The sequence below is a fragment of the Bradyrhizobium manausense genome (assembly GCF_018129685.1).
Classification (GTDB): domain Bacteria; phylum Pseudomonadota; class Alphaproteobacteria; order Rhizobiales; family Xanthobacteraceae; genus Bradyrhizobium; species Bradyrhizobium manausense_D.
The window spans coordinates 49,299-73,773 of record NZ_JAFCLG010000020.1 but is presented as its reverse complement, the minus strand read 5'-3'; the positions used below and the strand labels follow the sequence as shown (position 1 = coordinate 73,773).

At 63.8% G+C, this 24,475-nt stretch carries 24 protein-coding genes; 14 read left to right on the top strand and 10 right to left on the bottom strand.

Going from position 1 to position 24,475, the window contains the following annotated elements:
• Nucleotides 1-89 precede the first annotated feature (89 nt).
• Nucleotides 90-1,079: a helix-turn-helix transcriptional regulator gene (locus tag JQ621_RS29795; protein ID WP_212240256.1), complete on the top strand. Its 990-nt coding sequence runs from the start codon at nt 90-92 to the stop codon at nt 1,077-1,079.
• Nucleotides 1,080-1,382: 303 nt separating this feature from the next.
• Here JQ621_RS29795 and JQ621_RS29790 read toward each other — a convergent pair whose 3' ends face one another.
• The gene (locus tag JQ621_RS29790; RefSeq protein ID WP_249125658.1) at nt 1,383-3,854 is read right to left on the bottom strand and encodes an autotransporter family protein; all 2,472 of its coding nucleotides are present in this window, start codon (nt 3,852-3,854) and stop codon (nt 1,383-1,385) included.
• Between the two features lie 299 nt (nt 3,855-4,153).
• Between JQ621_RS29790 and JQ621_RS29785 the strand changes: the two genes are divergently transcribed.
• Together JQ621_RS29785 and JQ621_RS29780 are read left to right on the top strand one after the other, a co-directional pair.
• Nucleotides 4,154-5,134, top strand: a complete 981-nt coding sequence (locus tag JQ621_RS29785; RefSeq protein ID WP_212240253.1) for a helix-turn-helix transcriptional regulator — start codon at nt 4,154-4,156, stop codon at nt 5,132-5,134.
• 166 nt (nt 5,135-5,300) lie between these two features.
• Nucleotides 5,301-7,010: a methyl-accepting chemotaxis protein gene (locus tag JQ621_RS29780; RefSeq protein ID WP_212240252.1), complete on the top strand. Its 1,710-nt coding sequence runs from the start codon at nt 5,301-5,303 to the stop codon at nt 7,008-7,010.
• Between the two features lie 51 nt (nt 7,011-7,061).
• Here JQ621_RS29780 and JQ621_RS29775 read toward each other — a convergent pair whose 3' ends face one another.
• Entirely contained in the window at nt 7,062-8,063 is a 1,002-nt protein-coding gene (locus tag JQ621_RS29775) for an LLM class flavin-dependent oxidoreductase (protein WP_212240251.1), read from the bottom strand.
• A gap of 184 nt (nt 8,064-8,247) precedes the next feature.
• Here JQ621_RS29775 and JQ621_RS29770 point away from each other — a divergent pair, with 184 nt between their 5' ends.
• From JQ621_RS29770 to JQ621_RS29755, 4 genes are all read left to right on the top strand, one after another.
• Entirely contained in the window at nt 8,248-8,751 is a 504-nt protein-coding gene (locus JQ621_RS29770) for a peptidase associated/transthyretin-like domain-containing protein (protein ID WP_212240249.1), read from the top strand.
• A gap of 11 nt (nt 8,752-8,762) precedes the next feature.
• Entirely contained in the window at nt 8,763-9,380 is a 618-nt protein-coding gene (locus JQ621_RS29765; protein WP_212240247.1) for a ferric reductase-like transmembrane domain-containing protein, read from the top strand.
• A 53-nt stretch (nt 9,381-9,433) separates the two neighbouring features.
• A complete protein-coding gene (locus JQ621_RS29760) occupies nt 9,434-9,910 on the top strand; it encodes a Crp/Fnr family transcriptional regulator (RefSeq protein ID WP_212240327.1) in 477 nt (158 codons plus the stop codon).
• 278 nt (nt 9,911-10,188) lie between these two features.
• Nucleotides 10,189-11,256, top strand: coding sequence for a winged helix family transcriptional regulator (locus JQ621_RS29755; protein ID WP_212240246.1), 1,068 nt, complete (start codon nt 10,189-10,191; stop codon nt 11,254-11,256).
• A gap of 154 nt (nt 11,257-11,410) precedes the next feature.
• Here the strand turns inward: JQ621_RS29755 and JQ621_RS29750 are convergent, their stop codons facing one another.
• Together JQ621_RS29750 and JQ621_RS29745 are read right to left on the bottom strand one after the other, a co-directional pair.
• Nucleotides 11,411-11,857 (bottom strand): hypothetical protein, encoded by a 447-nt coding sequence (locus tag JQ621_RS29750; RefSeq protein WP_212240326.1) that lies wholly within the window; start codon nt 11,855-11,857, stop codon nt 11,411-11,413.
• 30 nt (nt 11,858-11,887) lie between these two features.
• A complete protein-coding gene (locus tag JQ621_RS29745) occupies nt 11,888-12,256 on the bottom strand; it encodes an antibiotic biosynthesis monooxygenase family protein (protein WP_249125657.1) in 369 nt (122 codons plus the stop codon).
• A gap of 97 nt (nt 12,257-12,353) precedes the next feature.
• Between JQ621_RS29745 and JQ621_RS29740 the strand changes: the two genes are divergently transcribed.
• Complete coding sequence (locus tag JQ621_RS29740) at nt 12,354-12,827, top strand: MarR family winged helix-turn-helix transcriptional regulator (RefSeq protein ID WP_212240244.1); 474 nt, start codon at nt 12,354-12,356, stop codon at nt 12,825-12,827.
• A 55-nt stretch (nt 12,828-12,882) separates the two neighbouring features.
• On the opposite strand, the gene JQ621_RS29735 is transcribed toward JQ621_RS29740, so the two are convergent.
• Nucleotides 12,883-13,146 carry a hypothetical protein gene (locus tag JQ621_RS29735; protein ID WP_212240243.1) on the bottom strand — a complete coding sequence of 88 codons (264 nt, stop codon included), beginning with the start codon at nt 13,144-13,146 and terminating at the stop codon, nt 12,883-12,885.
• A gap of 257 nt (nt 13,147-13,403) precedes the next feature.
• On the opposite strand from JQ621_RS29735, the gene JQ621_RS29730 reads away from it, so the two are divergent.
• On the top strand, nt 13,404-14,558 hold the full coding sequence (locus JQ621_RS29730; RefSeq protein ID WP_249125664.1) for an alpha/beta hydrolase family protein: 1,155 nt from the start codon (nt 13,404-13,406) through the stop codon (nt 14,556-14,558).
• Nucleotides 14,555-15,679, top strand: coding sequence for an alpha/beta hydrolase family protein (locus JQ621_RS29725; protein ID WP_212240241.1), 1,125 nt, complete (start codon nt 14,555-14,557; stop codon nt 15,677-15,679). Before JQ621_RS29730 ends, JQ621_RS29725 begins: the two co-directional genes overlap by 4 nt.
• A gap of 20 nt (nt 15,680-15,699) precedes the next feature.
• Here JQ621_RS29725 and JQ621_RS29720 read toward each other — a convergent pair whose 3' ends face one another.
• Both JQ621_RS29720 and JQ621_RS29715 read right to left on the bottom strand, forming a co-directional pair.
• On the bottom strand, nt 15,700-15,882 hold the full coding sequence (locus tag JQ621_RS29720) for a hypothetical protein (protein WP_212240239.1): 183 nt from the start codon (nt 15,880-15,882) through the stop codon (nt 15,700-15,702).
• Nucleotides 15,883-15,957: 75 nt separating this feature from the next.
• Nucleotides 15,958-16,170 carry a hypothetical protein gene (locus JQ621_RS29715; protein WP_212240237.1) on the bottom strand — a complete coding sequence of 71 codons (213 nt, stop codon included), beginning with the start codon at nt 16,168-16,170 and terminating at the stop codon, nt 15,958-15,960.
• A 293-nt stretch (nt 16,171-16,463) separates the two neighbouring features.
• Here JQ621_RS29715 and JQ621_RS29710 point away from each other — a divergent pair, with 293 nt between their 5' ends.
• A complete protein-coding gene (locus JQ621_RS29710; protein ID WP_212240235.1) occupies nt 16,464-17,660 on the top strand; it encodes an alpha/beta hydrolase in 1,197 nt (398 codons plus the stop codon).
• Between the two features lie 79 nt (nt 17,661-17,739).
• Here the strand turns inward: JQ621_RS29710 and JQ621_RS29705 are convergent, their stop codons facing one another.
• Nucleotides 17,740-18,780, bottom strand: a complete 1,041-nt coding sequence (locus tag JQ621_RS29705; RefSeq protein WP_212240233.1) for a hypothetical protein — start codon at nt 18,778-18,780, stop codon at nt 17,740-17,742.
• Nucleotides 18,781-19,036: 256 nt separating this feature from the next.
• Here JQ621_RS29705 and JQ621_RS29700 point away from each other — a divergent pair, with 256 nt between their 5' ends.
• Together JQ621_RS29700 and JQ621_RS29695 are read left to right on the top strand one after the other, a co-directional pair.
• Nucleotides 19,037-19,924 (top strand): dienelactone hydrolase family protein, encoded by an 888-nt coding sequence (locus JQ621_RS29700; RefSeq protein WP_212240230.1) that lies wholly within the window; start codon nt 19,037-19,039, stop codon nt 19,922-19,924.
• A gap of 192 nt (nt 19,925-20,116) precedes the next feature.
• Entirely contained in the window at nt 20,117-20,353 is a 237-nt protein-coding gene (locus tag JQ621_RS29695; protein ID WP_212240228.1) for a DUF3551 domain-containing protein, read from the top strand.
• A gap of 29 nt (nt 20,354-20,382) precedes the next feature.
• Here JQ621_RS29695 and JQ621_RS29690 read toward each other — a convergent pair whose 3' ends face one another.
• Together JQ621_RS29690 and JQ621_RS29685 are read right to left on the bottom strand one after the other, a co-directional pair.
• Entirely contained in the window at nt 20,383-21,330 is a 948-nt protein-coding gene (locus JQ621_RS29690; protein ID WP_212240226.1) for an AraC family transcriptional regulator, read from the bottom strand.
• Between the two features lie 101 nt (nt 21,331-21,431).
• The gene (locus JQ621_RS29685) at nt 21,432-23,411 is read right to left on the bottom strand and encodes a cache domain-containing protein (RefSeq protein ID WP_212240224.1); all 1,980 of its coding nucleotides are present in this window, start codon (nt 23,409-23,411) and stop codon (nt 21,432-21,434) included.
• Between the two features lie 594 nt (nt 23,412-24,005).
• Here JQ621_RS29685 and JQ621_RS29680 point away from each other — a divergent pair.
• Complete coding sequence (locus tag JQ621_RS29680; RefSeq protein ID WP_212240222.1) at nt 24,006-24,362, top strand: hypothetical protein; 357 nt, start codon at nt 24,006-24,008, stop codon at nt 24,360-24,362.
• Nucleotides 24,363-24,475: the final 113 nt, after the last annotated feature.

The following is a 24,475-nucleotide window of genomic DNA, read 5'->3' as shown; positions in this document are numbered from 1 at the left end:
GTGCCTTGGTGCGAATGCGCAATAAGCTGGAAGCGGCGTCGCCCGCGAGGATGCGTCGTCACGGCCGCCTGTCTCCTCCTGGACAACGAATGCAGTCTCCCGAAACCGATTTCAGAAAATTGCGTTTTCAGTCGCCCGCCAATCCGGACCGGCACTGGATCGAATGGTTCTGCGAGGAATTTTCGCGCCAGCACTATGCTGTTCAGACCAGTCCTCTTGGAGACGGCCCCCTCGTGATGGCCGGCGTCACGCGGCTGTTGCCGGATCTCGCCGTCTATCGCGGCACGACATCGCTGGTGCGAAGCGTCAACCTGCCCGAGCTGGCGCCGAGCGACGATCCATTCCTGCTGATCAATCTCGCCGGTGGCGACCTCAACGTCGCGTTCAGGGGCGAGAAGGCGGTCCAGGCTCCCGGAAGCTGCTTTCTCGGCAGCCCGGATCTGGTCGGCACGCTGGAGGCCCCACAGTCGACGGAGATTCTTTCGATTCGCCTGCGCCGCAGACTGCTCGAGCCGCTCGTTCCCGGCCTGTCGGATCGCCTGTCGCGGCTGGCCGCGCCGAACTCGCAGGCGCTGCAAATGTTGCTGGGCTACATGCAGTCGCTGGAGGCCGAGCAGGGGATCGGCGATCCCGACCTGGCGCTCGCCGTTACCACCCATGTTCATGAGCTCGCCGCGCTGGTCTTCGACGCCGGCGGCGACGCTGCGCGTCCGGAAACCAGCGGAGTGCGCGCCGGACGGCTGGCGGCGATGAAGCAGGACATTCTGCGCCGGCTTGCCCAGGGCTCGCTGTCCGTCGGCGAGATCGCGCGCTGCCAGCAGATCTCGGAACGTTACATCCGCGATCTCTTCGCCTCCGAGGGAACGACATTCTCCGATTTCGTGCGCGAGGCGCGGCTGGCGCGTGCGCGGCGCCTGCTGGCCGATCCGCGCCAGGCGCATCGTCCCATCAACGCCATCGCCTATGACTGCGGCTTCGGTGATCTCTCCTACTTCAACCGGACCTTCCGCCAGCGCTACGGCATGACGCCGTCGGAAGCGCGCGAGAAGGCCGGGCGGGAAAACGGCTCGGATCGCTGAGCCGCTCGACGATGCCGGTCACAACATCACGGCGGCAAGATCGCCATGGCCCGACGCGGCGGCCCACAGGGCGACGAGCAAAAAGCACGAGGCTGATGCCGCAAAAGATCAGAGTGCCGTCCTCGCTTCCGTCGCGATCGGCCATCCGGCGCCCATCGGCACGCGGGTGGCGCCGGCCGTCACGCGCAAGCAGGTTGTCAGTGTAGATCGACATTCGCGTTTCCCGATTTCAGATCTGCAACTCAATGCTTCGTCGCCGAAAGCGCCCGATCGGTTCTGACATTTCCGTGAAGTCTCGTCTCATTACCACGCATATCGAACTACGCCCTTGCCGGCATAGGAGCGGGTGACTTGCGAGAACTCGCCCTCGAAGGTCGCCGCCGCCGACCAGCCGTTCAGCCATTTCATTTCGACGGATGCGGTGGCGAGCGCGGAATCGCGCGCCTGCGCGGCGCCGTTGACGACGAAGCTCGCGCCCGGCAGCGCCTGGAAGGTCGCGGCGATGGCGCGATTCGGATTGTAATCATGCGCCCAGGCGAGGCGGCCGCGCAGCGTCAACACGCCGTTCTGTTGCGCAAAGGATTTGTCGCTGCGCAAACCGAGCTCGGTGCGGGTGTCCGTCACGTCCTTGGCCCCATAATTCAGCGCGAAGGCAGGCGTCCCCGAGATCGCTTGCTCGGCATAGGCCGGCAGCTGGAACGTCGTCGCTTGAGCGGCCGCATAGGGCGTGAGGCCGAGGCCGCCGATCCACGGCGCCACGAAGCGATAGCCGCCTTCGAGCCGGCCGGACCACGCATTGGCGTTGAACTCGGCGCGCAGGCGGTCGACGCCGGCGATAGTGACGGTGCGGTCCGTCGTGACGTCCTGCCAGCCATAGGCAAGCGCCGCGGTAATATACGCCTGGCCGCGCGTGTGATGCACATAGGCGCCGGCCTGGAACAAATCGGAGCGTCCGCCGCCGAGCCCGTTCACGCCAAAGCTGGTGCCGCCGCCGGCCAGCGCAAAGCCGGCCAGCGTGTTCGGCGAGAACAGGTAGTCCGCGCCGACGGCGGTGCCGAAGATGCGGCTGGTCGCCTGGTTGGAGCCGACGACAGCGTTGCCATCGGTGGTCTGCGTGCCGCCGAAGCCCGCCGCCCACACGCTCCAGCGTTGCTCGAAGGGACGGGCGCGCAGCGGCGCCTTGGTGAACATGGCATAGGCGTTGGCGCGGCCGTCATCCGCATAGCCGCTCGCGCCGGCGGGATTGTCACCGCAACGCTCGCGCGTGACAGCCGAGGAGCTGCAGCCGACATCGCGCATGAAGGGATCGGTCAGCAGGCCCATGAACTGGCTCATGGCATCGAAGGTGGTCTGCTGTGAGCCGGTCGCGTGTTCGCCCGAGGCTTGTGTCAGCTCGGCCGGTGAGAGGCCGGCATAAACCGCCGGAATGCCGCCGGTAGCGTTGAAGTAGCCGACCAGTGCATTGCCGACTGCGATCTGGTTTTGATTCATGCCGTTGTTGGACGGGCCGCCACCGAAACCGAGCGAAAGATTGAGATAGACGTGGTTGGCATCGTAGCTCAGGCTGTCCGTTGCGCCGGCCGGCAGGTTACCGCCGAGATTGTTCGCGGAGGGCGCGAACGTCCCGGAAATGCCGCCCGCTGCGGTCAGGATCGTATATTGCTTGCTGAGATAGCTGCCGGGGAAGAAGGTCGCGCTTACCGCCGCCCCGCCGAGGGTTGCGGTGCCCGCCACGTTGGCGAAGGATGAGGCCGTTGGACTGACGGAGATGAAGTAATGCGCACCGGTCTGGAGCACTAGATTGCCGGAGATCGTCAAGGATGTGGTTGGTGAATCATTGCCTGCATACAGGGTAGCGCCCGTGTTGACCTGGGTGCTGCCGACCGTGCCCTGGCCGCCAAATGCGGCGCCGCTTCCGACTGTGACTTGGCTCGAGGTGTTGAGCGAGCCATTGACCAGCAGTGTGCCACCGTTCACGATAGTTGGCCCGTCATAGGTGTTGGCGTTTGTCAACGTCATGCCGTTGCCGCCGGTCTTGACCAGCGAGCCGCCAACGCCGCTGATCACACCGTCGACGGTCATTGCCAGACCGTTTCCACCGACCGTCAATTGGTTGCTGCCGAGTTTGAAGGTGCCGCCTCCATTGATCGAGCCGGCGGAGATCTGATGGCTGCCGCCCGGCCCTGACGTAGCAGAGAAGTCCGTCTGCGCCGTCGCATTGTTGTTAATGGCGGCGTTGCCGGCTGTGCTGTTGTTGAAGAAGCCAAGGAAGCCGTTATTCGTGATCGTCGCGTTGCCTGCCGTGCTGGTGTTCTGAAGGTTCATGTTCCAGAAATTGGTGATCGTGGCGACGCCGGCGGTGCTGCTGTTCTGGAAGTTCAGATTGCCGCTACTGTTTGTAATGGAAACGCTGCCGCTCAAGACATTGATGCCGGCGCCTGTGAAGATGAGATCCCGGTTGAGACCCGTCGAGAAATGATAGGTGCCGAGATTGAAGGTCCAGCCACCCACGGTGACGTCCGCACTCGTGGTGATGGAAGTCTGGCTGGACAGGTTGAAGAAGGCGGTTCCGGTCGGCACCGTTGTCGGGATCCAGTTCGCGCCGGTGTTGTAGTCGGCGCTGCCGGGGGCCGTATTCCAGGTGGCGTTCTGCGCCGAGGCCGGCGCGGCGGGAATCATGAAGGCGAGCACGGAGCAAGCGGTTAGCAGCGCGGTTCGCGTCAGCGCTCGTTGCGACGATCCGAGCGTGGCAGCGGAGACAACGGTCATCTTCATCATGATCTTCCCAAGGCATCGTCGGGCGAAGCGAGCGCCGCCCATCAACCGGATAGCTAACGCGCGGGCGATATCGCGGCTTGGGCAGGACGGCAGCCGCCTTGGGCTGCGCGGAGCTGCCGTTGCGAATTGCGATGTCTGTTGAAGTTGAGCAACAGCGCCGGCGAGCGCTCACGGTCGTGCGCGGTCAGGCGCTTGGACAAAACGGAACAAGGCTGCGGACTAAACGGCATTCATATGCCGTTTGATCCAATGTTCCCGTTGTGCGACAAGTTGGCATGTCCATGGGAGTCCGTGACGTGACGGCAGTCGACGCCGAAGAATTGCTTCAGTTTCGCATTTCATCCGAACCTCTTGCCGCGAGCGGGCAGCTCGACGCCTTCATCGAGGTCTGGGGCCGCAAGATGATGCGCCTCGACATCGAGCCGCTGGGCAGCCAGCCCCTCAAGATCGAAGCCATGCTGCGTTCGCTACCCAACTTCACGATGGCGAGCGGGCTACGCTCGCCGATGCGGGTTCACCGCACGCCCGAACTCATCGACCATGACGATCTTCACCTCGTCGTCATCGCACAGGGCGCCGGCGAACTGCATCAGCAGGGCCGTGTTGCGACGATAGGCACTGGCGAAGCTGTCCTGACCGACAACGGCTCGCCGGCGATCTTCGTGATGCCGACGCATTGTCACACCATTACTTATCGCTTCAGCCGGGATCTGCTGCAGCGTCGCATCGGCCATGTCGACGATCTCGTCGCCCGCCCGTTCGCGAGGGATCACCAGGCGCTTCGCCTGCTGACAGGCTATGCCGGCGTCCTCGGCGATCAAAGCGCGCTTGCGACCGCCGAGCTGCGCCGCGCCGTCAGCGATCACATGCATGATCTCGCGGCGCTGCTGTTCGGGGCCAGAGCAGAGCCGCATCTTGCCGATGGGCTTCGCGCGGCGCGACTCAAGGCGATGAAGGACGAAATTCTCCGGCGGCTCGCGCAAAGCTCGCTCTCGGTCGACGAGATCGCGCGTAGCCAGCAGATATCGGAGCGCTACGTCCGCCAGCTCTTCGCCGACGACGGCACCACCTTCACCGATTTCGTCCGCGATGCGCGGCTCGCTCGCGCCCATCGCATCCTGACCGACGCCACCGAGCCGCGGCGGCCGATCAACGCGATCGCCTATGAATGCGGCTTCAGCGACCTTTCTTACTTCAACCGCGTGTTCCGCCAGCGCTACGACATGACTCCAACGGAGGCACGCGGCGGGGTGAAGCGCAAAGGCGGCCCGTGCTAATGCTGGTGCGCGTTAACCTCCTGGTAACACCGGAGATGGTCGGTGGCGCCTTCGTGGCGTAACTGAGTTCTTAACGAATTGCCTCTACTTTGCGCATTCTCGCCAATGTGATCGCCCGCAGCCCTGGTTCCAACGGCGCGGCGCCCAGCAACCCCGAAGAGGCAGAATGCCTGATCTCAAGAACCTGTTTTCGTTGCGCTCGATCGGCGCCAAGCTCGCGCTCATGACCTTTGTCGGTGCAGTCTGCATGGCGCTGGTCGCCTCGACCGTGCTGTGGATCGCGCGCAACCAGCTCGTCACCGAGCGGGTCGAGAAGGCGCATGCTGCCGTCGATATCGTCTGGAATCTGGCCGACGGCTACTACAAGGCCTACAAGGCCGGCCAGATGACCGAGGAGGAAGCCAAGAAGCGCTTCCTCGAAGCCAATAATTACGTCTGGTACGAAGAGCACGGCAACTACGCCTATATCTACGACTACGAGACCGGGCTGTGCGTCTCCAACCCTGGCATCCCCCAGTTCGTCGGCAAGGACATGCGTCCGAACAAGGACGCCAATGGCATGCTGTTCGCGGTGGCGCTGATGGACATCGCCAGGAAGGGCCAGGGCACGCTGCGCTATTCGTTCCGCCGCAGCGGCTCGGATGCGACGCCGCTCGACAAGGTCGCCTTCACGCGCGGTTTCGCGCCGTGGAACCTGATGATCGGCTCGGCCGAATACATGTCCGAGGTCGACAATTCGTTCTGGTCGATGGTGCAGACTGCCTCCGTCGTCATCGCCGTGCTGATGCTGATCTCGATCATGATCGCCTGGGCCGTCGGCCGCAGCGTGGTCAAGCCGCTCATGGGCCTGAAGGAGCGCATGGCCTCGCTCAGCGAAGGCCAGCTCGATGCGCCGGTCGCGCATGCCGATCGCCGTGACGAGATCGGCGAGATGGCGCGCACGGTGCAGGTGTTCCGCGACGCCATGATCGAGACCAACCGCATGCGCGAGGAGCAGGCCGTCGCCGCGCAGCGCCAGGGCGAGGCCCGCAAGGTCGACATGAACCGGCTCGCCGATCAGTTCGAGCGCGAGGTCGGTGAGATCATCGAGCTCGTGTCGGTTGCCGCCGGCCAGCTCGAGACGTCGTCGACGACGCTGTCCAAGACCGCCGACACCGTCGCGCAGGTCTCGAACCGCGCCTCCACGGCGTCGGGCGAGGCATCAGCCAACGTCCATTCGGTCGCCGCCGCGAGCGAGGAGCTTGCGTCGTCCATCGGCGAGATCTCGCGTCAGGTCGAGACCTCGGCGCGGATCGCCGGCGAGGCCGTCAGCCAGGCGCAGAAGACCGACAGCCGCATCAGCGAGCTGTCGCAGGCCGCGAGCCGCATCGGCGACGTCGTCGATCTCATCCAGACCATCGCCGGTCAGACCAATCTCCTGGCGCTCAACGCGACCATCGAGGCCGCGCGCGCGGGCGAAGCCGGCCGCGGCTTTGCCGTGGTGGCGTCCGAAGTGAAGTCGCTCGCCGAGCAGACCGCCAAGGCAACCGACGAGATCAGCCAGCAGATCAACGACATCCAATCGGCGACACGCGATTCGGTCGCGGCGATCAAGGAGATCGGCGCGACGATCGGCAAGATCTCGGAGATTTCGGCGGCGATCACCGCCTCGGTCGAGCAGCAGGGCGCGGCCACGCAGGAGATTTCCCGCAACGTGCAGCGCGCCGCCGAAGGCACCTCGCAGGTCGAGGCCAGCATCGCCGACGTCCAGCGCGGCGCCTCCGAGACCGGTGGTGCCTCCGCCCTGGTGCAGTCGGCCGCGCAATCGCTCGCGGGCGAAAGCGCGCGCCTGAAGCGCGGCGTCGCGAGCTTCATGAGCTCGATCAGGGCGGCGTAGGCGACGCTCTGAGTTATCTGCGTCATGGCCGGGCAAGCCCGGGCATGGCGACTAGGCCGTGTTCGCCAACCGGTCCCGCACCTCTGCTGCGATCTCGAACGAGCGCAGCCGCGCGGTGTGGTCGTAGATCTGGCCGGTGGTCATCAGCTCATCAGCCGCGGTGTCGGCGATCAGCGCCCTCAGCTTTCCCTCAACGACATCAGGCGAGCCGACGGCTGAGCAGGCCAGCGATTGCGCAACGCCGGCTTTCTCCGCCGGCGACCACAGCGCGTCCATGTCGTCGACCGGTGGCGGCAGCTGGCCAGGCGTGCCGCGGCGCAAATTGATGAACTGCTGCTGCAGCGAGGTGAACATCCGCTGCGCCTCGATATCGCTGTCGGCGGCGAAAACGTTGACGCCGATCATCGCATAGGGCTTGTCGAGCTGCGCCGACGGCTCGAAGCGCGCGCGATATTCCCGCAGCGCCGGCATCATCATCTGCGGCGCGAAATGCGAGGCGAAGGCGAAGGGCAGCCCCAGCATCGCCGCGAGCTGCGCGCCGAACATGCTGGAGCCGAGGATCCAGAGCGGCACCTTCGTGCCCATGCCGGGCACGGCGCGGATGGTCTGGTCCGGTTGCAAATCGCCGAGCAGCGCTTGCAATTCCAGCACGTCATGCGGAAAATTTTCGGCCGCCGTCGCGAGGTCCCGCCGCATCGCCCGCGCGGTGAGCTGGTCGGTACCGGGCGCGCGGCCAAGGCCGAGATCGATCCGTCCGGGATAGAGCGATTCCAGCGTCCCGAACTGCTCGGCGATCACGAGCGGCGAATAGTTCGGCAGCATCACCCCGCCGGAGCCGACGCGGATCGTCTTGGTCCCGCCCGCGACATGTCCGATCACCACCGACGTCGCCGCGCTCGCGATGCCCATCATGTTGTGATGCTCGGCCAGCCAGAACCGCTTGAAGCCCCAGGCCTCGGCATGCCGGGCAAGATCGAGCGAATTGCGGAACGCCTGCGCGGCGTCGGAGCCCTGCCTGATGGGCGCGAGGTCGAGCACTGAAAAGGGGATCATGTCGGGCTGCCGGAGTGGGGGTCTGCATGTATGAGGGGTCGACATGTAGTGTCACCGCGCAGGATGGGTAGAGCACCATTCACAACCCTGTTATGGCGCCCTGTGTCGCCCTTCGTCTCGGCTGGGCGTTTCTTGTGTGGTGGTGTATCCTGCGCGCAGCGCCACCTTTGCCAGGAGGACAGATATGACCCTTGTCGTACTCAGCCGCCGCAATCTCCTCGTCGCCGGCAGCTCGGTCCTTGCCTCGGGCGTCCTGGCGGCCGGCGCTTCCGGGCTTCTGCTGCCTGCACGTGCGGACGGCCTCGCGCCGACGGAATCGATGACCGGCGGAGCCAACAATTATCGCAAGGGCGCGCCGATCGTGGATCGGATCGGAAAGGGCGGCTTCTGGATGAGCGGCACTGTGCGCCGCGCCGGCGACGGAGCACCGCTGGCCGGACAGCGCATCCAGATCTGGGCGCACACGGTCGAAGGGCAGGAGCACGAGCCGCAGAGCCACGGCGCCACGCTCACCGACAAGGACGGCGTGTTCCGGCTCGAGATGCCGCAGATCATTCCGATCTTCGGCCAGCCGCACGGTCACCTCGCCTATGACAGCGGCGAATTCAAAACCGTCTTTCTGCGGCCGATCATGCGCAGCCCGAAGGAAACCAGCCTTGAGGCGCATTTCGTGCTTCAACCGGCCTGACAGAATTGCAGATGAACGGGCGGACATCCCTGATCTGGGCCGCCCTTGCCTTGGCCGTCGGCGTGCCGATCGCGTTCGCGGCGGCAAGCGAGCAGCTGGCGTGGCGAGGCCCGATCTACATTCTGGCAGGATTCGCTGGAATCATCGCTCTCGCTCTCGTGCTGGTTCAGCCGCTGCTGATCGGCGGATATCTGCCCGGCCTGTCGACGTATCGCGCACGGCGCGCTCATCATTGGATCGGCGGCGCGCTTGCGCTGGCCGTGGTGATCCATGTCGCCGGCCTCTGGTTCACCAGCCCGCCCGACATGATCGACGCGCTCACCTTCTCTTCGCCGACGCCGTTCTCCCCCTTCGGCGTGGTCGCCATGTGGGCGATCTTCGCCGTCGCGCTTCTGGCGGCGTTGCGCCGGCGGCTGGGCCTGCGGCTGCGCTCCTGGCGCATCATCCATATTCCCCTTGCGATCGCCATCGTGATCGCCGGCGTGGTTCATTGCCTGTTGATCGAGGGGACGATGGAGACGATCTCTAAGGCGGTGCTCTGTGCGCTCGTGCTCGCCGCCACCATCAAGGTCTTGGCCGACCTCTGGCGAAAGCGGATGGTGCGCAGCGAGAGCATCGCGCGGCAGTGAATCTCGTCCGCGCTCTGCTTGCCGCTCATGGCGCCGACAACTATCCTCGCGCGATGACCGCCAGCACCCCCGATCTGAAAGCGTTCCTGCTCGCGACACCGTTCTTCGGCGGTCTCACGGACGCAAGCCTCGAAGTCCTGGTCTCGATGCTGGTCGAATGCCGCTTCGATACCGGCGCGACGATCGTGACGGAGGGCGAACCGGGGCGCTCGATGTTCATCGTCAAATCCGGCCGGCTGGCGGTCCGCAAGCGGACGAGTTCGGGGAACGTCATCCCGATTTCCGTGCTGGAGCCTGGCGATTTCTTCGGCGAGATGACGCTGATCGAAATGCAAAATCGTTCCGCCACGGTGATCGCGGAAAGCCCGACCGTGCTGTACGAACTGACGGCCAAAAAGCTCTACGCCTGTTACAAGGCCGACGTCCACGCCTATGTGATCGTCCTGCAGAACATCAATCGCGAATTGTGCCGGCGGCTCCGCCGCGCCGACGATCGCTTTACGGGGCATCAGGTCGGCAACGGCAATTGACCCGACAATTCGGACGCGTTTACAGTCGTTTACATCCCATTCGTGCGGCGTTGACAGCGATCTCGGCGATGCCGGCGTTTTTTGCTATAGGTGGTCCGCGTGAGAGGGAGCGCGATGAGCACGGTTGCTGCAATGTCATGTCCTGAAGCTGCGGCCGGCCTCTCGGCGCACACCAGATCAGTTGCTCAGGGATGGTGAAGCCGACAATCCTCGTCGTCGCCGACGACGCTTCATTGCGAGCGACACTGGCGCGCTGGCTGCTGCAGGCCGGCTACGCCGTGGAGCTCGCCGAGAGTCCGCGGCGTGCGCACGAGGTGGCCGCGAAGGCCGGTATCGACCTCGCCATGGTCGCACCACGGGGATTGGGCGCGCCGGGCGTCGAGCTCGCGCATGAACTCACCGGCGTGGTCGCGCACGTCATCATGATCGGAGAACCGGCGGCCGATCCTGGAGCGTCGGGCGAGCCGGCTGTCAGCGTTGCGTTACCCCTCAGCGAATTGGACGTGCTGGACAAGGTCCGCTCCGTCTTGCGACCGGCCCGAGTCCAGGAGGCGCCGTCGACGCCACAAATTCTTCGCTTCGAGGGGTACACGCTCGACGCCGGTGCGCGCACCTGCGTCGATGCGCGGGGACAGGACGTGACGCTGACGCGCGCCGAGTTTTCCCTGCTGCTGGCGTTCGGACAAAAGCCCGGTCGGGTGCTGTCACGCGACGAGCTCACGCGTGTGGTGACGGGCCGCGGCGCAGAGCCCGAAGACCGCAGCGTCGATGTGCTGATCTCGCGCCTGCGCCGCAAGATCGAACCGGACCCGAAAACGCCGCGGCTGATCGTGACAGTACCGGGCGAGGGCTACAGGTTCACCGCCAAACCGGAGGTCGTCACCCCGGACCATCAACCTGTTGCAGTTCAGCCGGCGGCAGTCCAGGGCGCAGATGCGCCTGTGGTAGCGTTCGATCGCGGATCGGGGAACAGACTTCCCAGGTTCGCCGGAATTGGCGCGGTCGCTGTCGTCCTGATCATGGCCGTCGTCGGTTGGAAGGAATGGAGCAACCGAGACGCCCTGCAACGGGTTGCCGAAGCGTCGCCGCCCGCGATCTCGCCCGAGACACGGCCGTCGCCGGCGCCGCCTGCACCCTCGCGGGACGAGCAGCGCGCCATCGTGTTCAAGCGCATGGTCGCAGCCATGCAGGACAATCAGTACAACTGGCGTACGGTCGAGCGATTGGCAGTTCTGTCGGGCGTTGACGAAAGTGAAGCGCACGAAATCCTGGCGGAGCATCCCAACGAAGTCGTGCTCGGCAAGTCGCAAGAAGGCAAGCTGCTGGCCAAATTGGCAGGGCGCTGAGGTGCGGTGTCGTGCGTCAAAGAAAAAAGAAAGAGGCCGCCCAGTAAGGCGGCCCGTTTTGTTTTGACCCGTCATCTGACCTAGGGCGCGTACTCATAAAGTCACGACAACATCGAGCGTCAGGTCAGTTCTCCGCGCAGTTCCAATTGGGTGATCAAGCGGGTTTACGGCGCAACCATCCTCTGATTTTGAAACCGTCCCGCATGTTGAGAACTAGAAGTGTAATGTTTGTTGCGCCCGCGACGAACTCGATCGTTTGCACAGCATAGAACGTAGCATCGAATGCCGCCGCTTGAGCCTTGGACGCAAGGAAGAGCGCAGACGGAATAAGAACCAGTATGCCGTTTCCTGCAATGAATGGCATGCGCCTGAATTTGGCCCCGATCAGCCCGGCCCGGCGTCCCTTTGCCAGGATGACACCTGTGCCACCGGTGGCAGCGAGCGCCGGAATCAGCAACAAGAAACCCCAAGGTATGGTGCTCTTAACCGCTGCGACTGTGGCATGGGACGCGAACAGCTCACTGAGTACCGTCGAGAGCCAAAATGTACCGATCGTTGCGATAGATAAGGCGCCAGCGAGAGGATGTATCAACTTGATCATGAGCATCTTCCCTTCTTAAAAACAGCAGGGCTAGGCAACGCAGATGCCGGGCACGGAAACTTTCTGGAACAGATGAGGGGAAGCTATCGCCGAGGCCGGATAGCTGGCGATTTTTGCCAGGAAGTCAGGATGGGTGAACGCCGCGCGGAAGTGTGCGGTGGATTCCCAGACGGCGTAATTCAGATAGGTCGAGCTGTCGCCGAGAGCTCTGTGAAGCTGGGTGGAAATGAAGCCCGGCTGTCGCTTCATGAACTCTGCGTCGTCCTGCCAGGTCTTGAGAAAAGCCGCCTCGTCGGCTTTGTCGAGAGTGAATGGGTTCACTAGGACGACTGAATTTGCCTCAATACCGATCTGGCGGTCGATCGGGAAGGACGGGTCGAGTGGGCGTAGCAGAGACATGGGTGGCTCCATTGCTAGTTGATATATGATGCCTAATTGGTATTATGATTACATATTAGATTGACACTATGATGTCAATATAAATCAATGGTGACGAATGAAGAGAGCCAAGCGAACCACCGAGGGTGAAGCCCTGACCGATCTTGTTCTCGATCTATTCAGGCTCGACAGCCTACTTTTGACGGCCGGCGACCGTCTGGTCGCCCCGCTCGGCCTGACAAGCGCACGCTGGCAGGTGCTTGGCGCCATTGTGGCCGCCGAGCGTCCCCAACCGGTCGCTTGGCTCGCACGTGACCTCGGCGGCAATCGTCAAAACGTGCAACGGATTATCAATGATCTGCATAGGGAGGGCCTCGTATCTTTCGAGGTCAACCCGCATCACCGACGGGCGCAGCTTGTTGTGCTCACTGAGGCTGGAAGGCGCGCCTTCGAAGCCGCAATGGAATTGCAGGCCCCCTGGATCAACGATCTTTCAGAAGGGCTGTCGGTCAAGGATATACGGATTGTCCATCGCGTGATCGCGGCCTTGCGAGATAAGCTTGAGGGCAGCCGTGACGACAAGTCGGCCTGACAGGGCAAGAGCATTGTGCTCGGCCGGCACGGCTGCGCGCTAATGAGTCCACGCCCTAGTCCCGCCAGCAATACTTGCCCTCGTAGCCCAGATGCGTTCCGATCGGACATTCGCGGGGGTGATTGGGCCAGCAATACTTGCCTTCATAGCCGAGATGGGTGCCGGGTCCGCACGACAGCGCGGACTCGGCGACGTTCGACGCGATGCCGAGTGCGAGGCCCAGCGGGCTGGCGGAGGCAGCGCCGGTCGAGATGGCGAGGGCGAGGCCGGTTCCGGCGAGAAGCAGCTTGAGGTTCGAGAAAACGGACTTGCGTGACATGGCGATCTCTCCTGTAGCTTGTTGACCATCGGCAGCGCGCGGCCTGTCCGGATGGGATGTGAACATTCACATCATGCCCATCCGTCATTGCACCGAGCGCGGGAGTTCAGCGGATTCTCGAGCGTTTACTTGCATTTACATCCGGTTCACCCGCCGTTTACGTGATTGCCCAGCCGGAATGACTTCCGCTTGTGAACGCCCCGTGCACAAATGCGCCCGCGCCAGATGGACCGTCGTTTTGGGGGAAGAACGTCGTGATGGGTGCCCGCCTGATCCTGCTTGCTGCGTTGGTTTGCACGGCCGCGTCACCCGCACGGTCCGATGACTTGCTGGAAACAGCAGCCCCGTTGGCCGTGACCATCGGCAGGGATGTTGTCCGGCTCGAGGGACTCATCATCAGGAAGTCCGACGCCCAGGGCCGGCTGCCGATTGCGATCCTGACCAATGGCGGCGTTGCGACCGCAACGGGTGGAGGCGGGACGAGCACGGCGACCTACGCGCACCATGCGCGGGACCTGGCGCGACGCGGCTGGCTTGCGGTGGTCGTGATGCGGCGCGGCTTTGGCCAGTCCGAGGGCCAAAAGCCGGCGGCGATCACCTGCCAGGCCGCATCGCTCGGTGCATGGGCAAACGCCGCGGCGGACGATCTGCAGGCAACCATCGAATTTGTCGCGAAGCGGCCGGATGCCGATGCGAGCAGGGTGATCGCGATCGGATCCGAAATCGCAGGCGTGGCGGCCGTCGCGCTCTCCGCGCGCAATCCGCCCGGATTGGTCGGGGTTATCTCGGTTTCAGGCGGCCTGCAGTCCGAATCGAACTGCCCGATCGACGACCTCCTGGTCGAGCAGTACAAGGCTTTCGGCACGAGAAACCGCGTGCCCAATCTCTGGATCTATTCAAGGAGCGACAAGGCATTCGGCCCCGATCTCGCCGAGCGTTTGCACGGCGCGTTTCTCGATGCCGGCGGCGATGTCAAATTCGTCATGTTCTTCCGCGACGGCGACGTCGGTACCGCTGTCTTCGGTCAGGCGACCGGCGCATGGTACGCGCAGATGGATGCCTTCCTGCGTGTCAGAGGCCTGCCGACATGGAGCCCGGCCGACGTCTGGAATGTCGCCGACAGGCTCAAGATCACCGACAGGATCGAGCGGGAGAATGTCGCGGAAGTCCTGTTCCAACGCTATTTTGCAGCTCCCGGCGAAAAGGCGATCGCGTTCTCGCAGGCCTTGCAGGCCGCGTGGGCGCGTCCCCAGAACAAGGTCGTCGCCGAGCCGCATCTGCCGCTGACGTATCAGTTTGGCGCGAAAAGCCTCGATGAGGCGCGGAGCGGCGCCCTGGCGAGCTGCGCGAGGCTCGCGCAGGACTGCGCCATCGTCATGGAAAATGATCGCTGGGTCGGGGACGTCAGATGATGCGTCCGATCTGTCGAACCCCCAAATCGCGCGCGCACGTCGCTTTCGCGGTCATTGCCCTCATCGCCTCGTTCTCGACGGCATTCGCCGGCGATCTCGTCGAGGAGCGTCGATATCTGCGCGTCAAGATCGGCGGCAGGGACGTTCGCCTGGAGGCGCTGTTCGTCAAGCGCACGGATGCGGCGGGACGTTTGCCGATCGCGTTCTTCAATCACGGCCGGCCGCCGGTTCGCAACATGGCGCTGGATCAAAGTCTCGTTCGCGATCCAGGTATCAATGCCATCGCCGACATCGCGCGCCGCGGCTGGCTGGTCGTGGCGATCAACCGGCGTGGCTATGGATCGTCCGACGGCCCGAGCCAGTCGGACGGGCCCTGCGCTGCGGATACCTTTCTGTCCTGGATGAATGCGGATGCCGATGACATCGAGGCCTCGATCGGCACTGTCACGCAGCGCGCCGACGCCGATCCAGCGCGGATGATCGTCATCGGTGAATCTGCCGGCGGCGCGGCTGCGCTGGCGCTGGGCGCGCGAAATGTCCCAGGCCTTGCGGCGGTGATCGACCTTGCGGGTGGCGAGCATCTGGCGGGCTGTGCGGCGATCAACGATGCCATTCCCGCCGATTTCAGGGCGCTTGGCGCGCGCAGCCACGTTCCCAATCTCTGGGTGTTCGCCAAGAACGACCTCAATCATCCCGTCGACCAGATCGAGGCGATGCGGGCGGCCTTCACGGCATCAGGCGCGGATCTCAAGCTCGTGCTGCTTGAGCCGATCGGCGAGGACGGCCACACCGGGCTTGGATCGAATGCCGGTCGCGCGCGCTGGCTGGCCGAGCTCGACATTTTTTTGAGGAGCCACAATCTCCCGACCTGGCCGCTTTCCAGCGTGGACGTCGTGCTGCAGAAACTGCGATGGCCGCAATCCCTGCACAACTATGTGCAGGCCTATCTGACCGCGCCGGGCGAGAAGGCCTTGGCGCGGACACCCGGAACGCAGAATGCGTCCTATCGGACCGCGCCGACCCTCGACGATGCACGCAAGCTCGCCCTGGATGCCTGTCAGCAGAAGGGCGAGCATTGCACGATCGTCATGGAGAACGACCGCTGGACCGGAGCGCAATGAATCGTGCGACAGGCGAACGCTCACAATGGCTTCTTCTTGCTCGGCGGGTGGAGGTAACTCTTCTGCACCGATGTGATGGGATGAAAGTGAGCCGCGACCTCTCGATTGGTGGCACCGAAAGTCTGCGTGGAGAATGCGGACGCCGGGGTGGCGATGGCTGCAATTGCAAGGACGATCGCCGACAGGATGGATGCGCGGAACATGGTGGTCTCCTTGAGGGTGTGAGATGGTCGGGTGCGACGGAATGTGAGCATTGGCATGGGTTCAAGCTTATGGGTTCAACGATCGGGTTGGGGGCGCGGCGGCATCAGGCAGTTGTGGGTCTCGCAATAGGTCGGAAGCACCTTTGGCACGAGCGGTGGCCGCGGCAATCGACCCGCCTCGGTTTCGAGCGGCCTTATCGTCGTGCTGGCGTGCGCAGAGGCGGGAGCTGCGATACCGATCGAAGCAAGACTGAGCGTGATCGCGAGCAGAGCTTGAATGCGCAACATGATGATCTCCTGTGGTCGGCACGAGATGGATCGGCATTACTGGATCACGACCTGCGTGCAGGGCACGTAAGCCGTGGCACATGCCAATCAGTCATTCCGCAGCGGACCGGGTTCGTCCGATCCTGCGGCATTTCCGGCCGTTTACATCGCGTTCGCAGCCTGTTTACGCGGCATCGCCAGCAGCGCAGGTCGCGATGATCCCGACCCGTTCGCTTCGCCTGAGCAGGTTCGCCGCGATTGTCGCTGTCGCGGTCCTGACGGGTGCAGCCTCACCCCTGCCTGAAGGAGCGCGCATGGTGCTTGCGCAGAACGATGCGTCCCGTCCAACGGAAGCCCCGCTGCGCAAGATCATTGCGGATCTGCAGCAAGGCGCGCCGGATACCGGCAGCATGGTGCCCGAGCTTGGCGCTGCCGTGCAGGTGCAGGCAGCAGCGATTGCGGGATCGCTCAAATCGCTCGGCAAACTGCAGCAAATGGAGTTCGCAGGCGTCGATCACGGCTCGGATGTCTACATCGTGACATTCGAGCATGGCGCGACCCGTTGGCTGCTCCGGATGTCGCCTGACGGCAGGATCGCCGGCCTTTTCTTCAAACCGCTTCCAGTCGCCGAAGCCAGAGGTGACGACGTCGCGACATCGGGTCTGTCGGGGACATTGTTGAAGCCCGACAAGAGCGAGCGCCCGCCGGTGGTGCTGCTGATCGGCGGTTCCGGCCCGACCGACCGGAACGGCAACCAGGGCCCGACGGGGCCCGCCGAATTGCGCCAGCTTGCCGAACAGCTCGCCGACAGGGGCATCGCATCGCTGCGCTATGACAAACGCGGCGCCGGCCGCAGCGCCGCGCCCGGCTTGCAGGAAAAAGATCTCGCGCTGAAATCCTTTGTCGACGATGCGATCGCCTGGCTCGGCTGGCTGCGCCAACGCTCCGATCTCGGACCCGCAATCATGATCGGACACAGCGAAGGCGGGCTGATCGCGATGCTCGCGGCCAGGCGCGAAACCGTCGCCGGCATCGTCTTGCTCGCGACGCCCGGCAGGAGGCTCGGCGATATCATCCGCGATCAGTTGCAGGGCATTGGAATGGACGCAGCGCTGCAGAGCGAGGCCTCAACCATCATCGCAGCGCTGGAGCGCGGCGAAACGGTGCCGAGCGTGAGCCCGGCCTTGCACGCGCTGTTCAGGCCCAGCGTGCAGCCTTTCATGATCTCCGAGCTGGCGGTTGATCCTGCGAAGGAGCTCGGGGCTCTTGCCTTGCCGGTGATGATTGTGTCCGGCGGGCACGATCTTCAGATCCTGGCTGCCGATGCAGCTTTGCTCGCCGCGGCGCGCCCCGACGCTGAACGCCTCGACATGCCCGACATGAATCACGTGCTGAAGACGACGCCTGCGGATCGCGCGGGTCAGCAGGATGCGTATTCCAATCCGAACGTTCCGCTTGCCGCGGGCTTGAGCGATGCGATCGCAAGCTTCGTTCGTCGCGCGGCGCATTAAATTAGCGGCTGTTCGTCGCCGAGCGGCAAGCGGAGGCGATGATTGACGCATCGCCTCCGCCGGAGCCGCATGCGCCGGATCACTTCGGCTGGCCTGCATCGGTACTGGCCATCTGCTTCTGCCAGATGAAAACACCGGAGCCGCAGCGGAGCCAGACCTTCTGGTAGCCGAGCAGGTTCATGGCGACCTCCTCGGTATCGCGCGCAGCTGCGTCCTTGGCATCCGTCTCCAGCACCTGAATCGTCTGCCTGAGCTCAGTGACCTCGGCCCTGGCCGCGTCCGACAGCGGGGCGGTCGGCAGCAATTGATCGATCATCGTGGCCAGCGGGGGATTGTCCGCTGCCGTCATGCATTGCGGCGTGACGACAGGCTGCGGCTGCGCCGTCGCAGCGGAAGCGCCTCCGCCAACGCCAATGCGAGGCGGTGTGCCGTAGGGCAGAGGCGCAGAACCGGCGCCGGGAATGCCGACAGGAATCCCGACCGGCACGCGGACCGGCACTGGTGGCACCACGATCACGACCGGACCGCTACCGCCACTCTTGCCAGTGCCGCCCGTGCTTCCGCCGCCTGCACTGCCGCCGCCCGAACCACCGCTGCCCGACCCACCGGAGCTTCCGCCGCCCGAGCCACCGCCTCCGGAACCGCCGCCGCCGGAACCGCCGCCTGCGCTGCCTCCGCCGGAGCCGCCTCCCGAACCACCGCCACCTGAACCGCCGCCCGAGCCGCCACCGGAGCTCTTGCACATGGGCAAATACGGATGCGTCGCGCAGATGTCGACTGGCGGCAGATTTTGTTTCGGGATCTCGGCGTTCTGGATGCTGGTGATGTTGTGGGACGCCGGTATCGGCTGCTCGGCGTTCTTGACGCTGGAGATGCTGTGGGACGGCGGCATCGGCTGCTCTGCATTCCCGACCGTGGCCCTGCCCGGTGCAGGGACTCCTGGCACCGTCGGGATCGTGTGGGGAGACTGGATCACCTTGGCCGGAGTCGGCGCTGGAAGCTGAGCCAGATGGCTACCGCCGCCGAACACCTGCAGCGATCCGGCCGCCGCCGGGAGGGTGGCGGAGCCGATCGCAGTGGCGCTGAGCAGAATTGCGAGGAAGCTGGACGTGCGTGACATGACTGATCTCCTGAGGTTGGTCGTCGGGTTGCTGGATGCGATGCGGCCGTTCGCACCATGCCCGTCTGTCATGCGGCCTCGCGTCCGCGTTCGGGAGAATTGTCAGCGTTTACAGTTGTTTACACCAGATTTACAGCCCGTTTACGGGACATCCGCACGGCGCCCCGCTAGCTTGTTTCAACACCGGCGCGACAGGTCTCGTGGATTTCGTGCTCGGTTCAGCCAGGTTCCCGATCATTTCGTTTAGAGGTGCCCCGTGATTTCAGCGCGTTCGCTTTTCCGCTTCGTCGCTCTCGCCGCTGCCTTGGTCGTTTCGGTCGGAGCCACCCCTCCGCCACCGATCGGCCCGTTGCCGGAGCGTGTCACTTTTCCCAGCGCAGACGGTCAAACCACTCTGGTTGGCTATGTCTTCAGGCCCGAAGGCCCGCACGCCGCGCGAACACCGGCCGTGGTCATGATGCATGGCCGGGCCGGTCCCTATTCATCGCTGGCCAACGGACGGTACGATGCCAGCACGCTGTCCCAGCGCCATCAGAAATGGGGCCACCTCTGGGCCCAGCAGGGTTATCTTGCCATCCTGGTGGACGGGTTCGGACCACGCGGATATCCGCAAGGCTTCTCGCACAAGGATTACGAGCAGCGCCCCGAGAGCGTGAACGAGGTGGTCGTGCGGCCGTATGATGCCTATGGCGCTCTGGCCTATCTGCGCACGCGCAGCGATGTCCTGGCCGATTACATTGCGCTGCAGGGCTGGTCGAATGGTGCAAGCGCCACGCTCGCCACGATGTCGTCGGACACGCCGGCGCTGGCACCGCCGTCGCAAGTCGTCGGCTTTCGCGCCGCGGTCGCCTTCTATCCCGGCTGTGGCCTGAAGGGAAAATTCAAGGCTGGCCTGATCCCCTATGCTCCGGTTCACGTGTTCGTCGGCACCGCCGATGAGGAGATATCGCCGACCGAATGCAGCGAGCTCGTCGAGAAGAGCCGGGCGCAGAAAGCCAATATCAGCCTGAAGATCTATCCCAACGCGACGCATGATTTCGATGATCCCGGTGCAGTCCGCCAGGACAATCCGGCCAACGTCGCCGCGACTCGGGATGCGACCGCCGATAGTGTCGCTTTCTTTGCCTCGGTCCTGAAGCACTAGGGCGTTTTCGAGCAAGGTGGATACCGGTTCGCGTGAATCCGTTCCGAGACAATCGGAACGGAATCGCCCGGCACGCCGCCGCGCAGGCCACGGATTGATGCTTGCCGTCGGAGACGACAATCCGTAAGCAATTCCTAGCGACCGGTTGCCTTCCCCGGCTCCAGCCGTTCCGCTGACGTGATGGAGGATCACATGCGTCTCGCCCTGTTGGTTGTTGTCATGGTGGCCGGACTTGCTGGCGCAGCGCACGCCGAGCGCGACTATCCCTGGTGCGTCTTTGGCGGATCGCTCGGCCCTTCCGGCGAATGCATGTATGTGACGCGGGAACAGTGCCTGGCCTCGGCGTCCGGGCGTTGGAATACCTATTGCGACATCAACCCGCGCGTGAGGTTCCAACAGATGACGCCGCCTCCGCGCCGGACGCATTGATCACGGGAGCGATGGCATCGCGACGGCCGTCAGGCCGGTAGGCGCCTCGCGTTTGCAAGCGTCTGTGATGGAAGCTCCCCGGTCGTATCGCGATAGAGCTTGGAGAAATCACCCATGTGCCAGAAGCCGTGGGCGCAGGCACTGGCCTTGACGGTCAGGCCTGGGGTTCCGCTGCGAAGCTGCCGGCGGACGGCCCAGAGCCGCCTGAGCTGGCTGTAGCGCAACGGACTGGTGCCGCAGACAGCACGGACGGCATTGTTCATCGTTCGCGTCGAAATGCCGATCTCTTGCGCCAGGATATCGCAGTAGATGTCGGTGGTGTGGTTTGCGCTGACCACACGTTCGATGTGATCCACGATGGCCTTGTAACGCGAGCGCGGGTCGTCCCGGTCGAAGTCACCGGCGCACATCGCCTCGTCGAACGACGAGAACAGGGCAGACTCGATCGTCGCCGGCGCGCCATCAGCCGCGATGGCCTGGGGCTGGGCGGCGGCGGTCTCGAGAATGCCGCGAAGGTGCATTTGCAGGCGCGCCAGATCGGGGTCGGCCAACCGGAGCAGCACGTGGCCGTCGTTGAAGGCCTTCCAGCTATCGGCCAGCGCATCCCGGCGGATCGCCAGGATCGCGACGAGGCGTCCCTCCGGCTCGTAAACCGTGCAGTTGGCGTTGCCCTTCAGGATGATCAGCGACCGGCCGACATCCTTGCCGTTCACCCGGGTCGATGTGATCCCGTCCATGGGAACAACGATGACCAGCCGGCCGGAGAGATCGTACCCCCTGATGATGCGCGGAAAAGTCTGTACCAGCGACAGGGAGCACGAGGGCAAGGCAACGTTGGCCCGCAGCACCTCGAAATTGCCGGCCCTTAGCGGGGTGCTTTCGGCACTTGCATACCGTTCGCTCTCGCGAAACTGATCGATGTCCGCGTAGCGCACCAGTTCCAGTGAGGTCGAGGAATGGAGGTTTCTGAAAAGCATCGGAAATTCGAATCAAAGGCAAGGATCGCATGAGGTCCATCATATTAACGCCGATATGAGTTAGGAAAAAATGGTATCTTGGTCCATCCTGACGAAAAACTTTACGCGGCCTCCCGCCGGAGCAGCTGCGCCAATGCGGCATCTTGCCCGCTGGCCGAGGAGAACTTCACCAGCGCCGAGCGCCCGTCGATCCGGGCGACCGTTCCGGCAAGATCGGCCGAGCTGCCCTCGATCTGCAGGCGAACCTGCGTGTCGATCGCCAGGCCCTCCGGGATGTCATCGATTCTCGCGCCGCCGTCCGAGATATCTCGAACGATAATGCCGAACGGCTTACCAGCCACCAGCAGCCTGCCGGCGCGGCGGACCTCGAACCGTGTCGTCACGCGGCGGTCGACGTCCGACGTCGAGGTGCGGATGACGCGCACCAGCGTCAATCGCAGTTCGTCGACTTTCTGCGCGATATCCACCGAACCATGTCGGATTTCGGCAGCGCGACGACCTGTCTCGACGGCCTCGCGCGAAACCGAAGCGATCTGGGTGGCAACCTCGCGGGCTGCGAGCGAGGTTTCCTCGACGGTGCGCGAGATCTCGAGCGTGACGGTATTCTGCTGCTCGATGGCGTCGGCGATGGTCGTCGACACGGATTCGACATTGCGAATGACTTCGCCGATCGCGCTGATCGACTGCACGGAGGCGCGGGTCGATTCCTGGATCTCGGCAATCTGCTGCGAGATCTCGCTGGTCGCCTTGGCTGTCTGCTCGGCGAGCGACTTCACTTCGGATGCGACCACGGCAAAGCCGCGTCCGGCCTCGCCGGCGCGCGCGGCTTCGATCGTGGCGTTGAGCGCCAGCAGGTTGGTCTGCTCGGCGATCTCGCTGATCAGATTGGTCACGGCGCCGACCTTGCCGGCGGCCTCTTCCAGCCGTGCGATGGTCGATTGCGCCTCGCTGGATGCGGTGACCGCCTGCCTTGTCAGGTCGCGGGAGGAGGAGACCTGCTGGGCGATCGCGGTGATCGAGGTCGCCATTTGCGAGGAAGCTTTCGCCATCGTCTGGGCATTGATGAGCGCTTCTTCGGCGGCGGCCGCGACGCTGCTCGAATTCTGGCCCAGCGTCCGCGCGGTATCGTTCATCTGGGTCGCGTTGTCGGCCATCCGGCTGGTTCCGCTGGCGACCTCGGTGACCGCGGCGTTGGTCTCGCGCTCAACCGTTTCGGCCATCTCCTGTAGTGCGGCGGCCTTGGCCTCCTCGGCCTGGAGCCGCCGCCGTTCGTCGGCCGCGGCTTCCTCGCGCATCTTCTCGGCGGCCTTGATTTTGAATTGCTCGATCGAGCGCGCCATGTCGCCGATCTCGTCAGCCCGATTGAGGCCCGGCAGCTTCACGTCGAATTGCCCGGCGCCAAGCGCGATCAGCGCTGAGGTCATTGACGACAACGCCGATGACATCTTGCGCGCGATGACCAGCGTGATCGCGCCGAGAACGATGACGATGCAGAGTCCGGCGATGATCAGCGCTTTTACGCTCGACCAGACCTGCGCATCGAGATCGTCGATATAAACGCCAGTGCCGATCACCCATCCCCACGGCGAAAATCCCGTGACGTAGGACAGTTTCGGTTGCGGCGCGTCCTTGCCAGGCTTCGGCCAGTAATATTCGACCACGCCCGAGCCCTGGCGCTTGACGGTATCGGCGAACTCCACGAACAGGCGCTTCCCGGTCGGGTCCTTGATGTTGCTGAGATCCTGTCCGTTGAGCTCCGGCTTGATCGGATGGATGATCATGCGCGGTTCCAGATCGTTGATCCAGAAGTAGTCACCGTTGCCATAACGCAACTTGCCGATCTCATCGGCCGCGCGCTGACGGGCGACGTCGTCAGGCGTCTTGTCGCGCTGCGACCTGTCGTATTCGCTCTTGGCGATGCTGAACGCTGATTGAACGAGATGGCTCAGCTCGTTCTGGCGCTGCTCGCGCAGGGAGACGGCAAGATTGTCGATCTGCACGGCCGCGAGGCCCAGCAAGCCGCAGAAGCTCAATCCGATGATACCGTAGATGCGCAGCTTGATCGAAACGCGCAGCTTCATGCGACAGATCCCCGTAGGTTGCGGATGGTTGCGTCTTACGGCCCGGCAATGAGCTTCATACGCGCCCTCATCAACCTAACGGGCCGAGGTATCGATGTGCTTAAACGGCCTATCGAAATTCGGAGAGCGTGGAGCCGAACATGAAGTATGTTGCCGAAAACGACGCGCAGCTCGCCGGATATCGATAGGAAAATTATCGGCGCGTGAATCGCACGCGGGTAAACGTAATGGCGAATCAAGCGGGATGAGAAGCGAATTGTCCAATGTTGTCCCGATGCCGAATCTCGCGTCGCAACTTCGTCGTCCTGACCCTGTCGTGACGACGATCTCGGATCTGTTGCCGGTCCACGAAATGCGATTGGCGCAGATATCGGTCCTCGTCGAACGATGCGGCGAGGGGGAAGGGAACCGCGCGCTTCGTGCGCAATCGGCGACGGTCTCGCATCTCATCGCGCAGGCGCGGAAGCAGGCGGCTCGACTTGGTCCGGCGGATAGCCCGCTTCTTACTGAATTTCGATAGGGATGTTTGTTGCCGCATAAGATGATTTGCGACATATTAAACGAGAGATAAAAAGGTGGCGTGAGTAGGCGTTAATGACGAATGTCGCGGCATTCCCGGCGCATGCGAGCGCAACTGCCTCAATGGCGGTCAACCGGCTGAACGAAATCTTGCAGACCGTGGAAGCCGTCTCGCTGCGGCTGCCGCATGAACATGCAGCGCGCGCCGATATGATGCGGATGCTCCGGATTTTCAACACGGCGAACAGCTGCGTCAGGATTGTCTTGTCGGACTTCAGGGACGATCCGGCGTTCGATCAGCTCGCCCTGTATTCAGGCGAGATCAAGAGGATGATCGAAACAGCGCGCGAAAAGGCCGTCGGCTTGCTCGAAACGGGCAACGACCAGGTTTTGGGCTCCGAGGCTTTGCTCGCCAGACGCGTCGGCGACTGACGGGCGTCAGGACGGGTCGAGCACCGCGAAATCCGTCATGCGTTATTGATCAATCCCTCGACGCGCTTGCTTCACACCGCCGCCGAATTCGGCCCGTTGCAGATCCGAGCCAT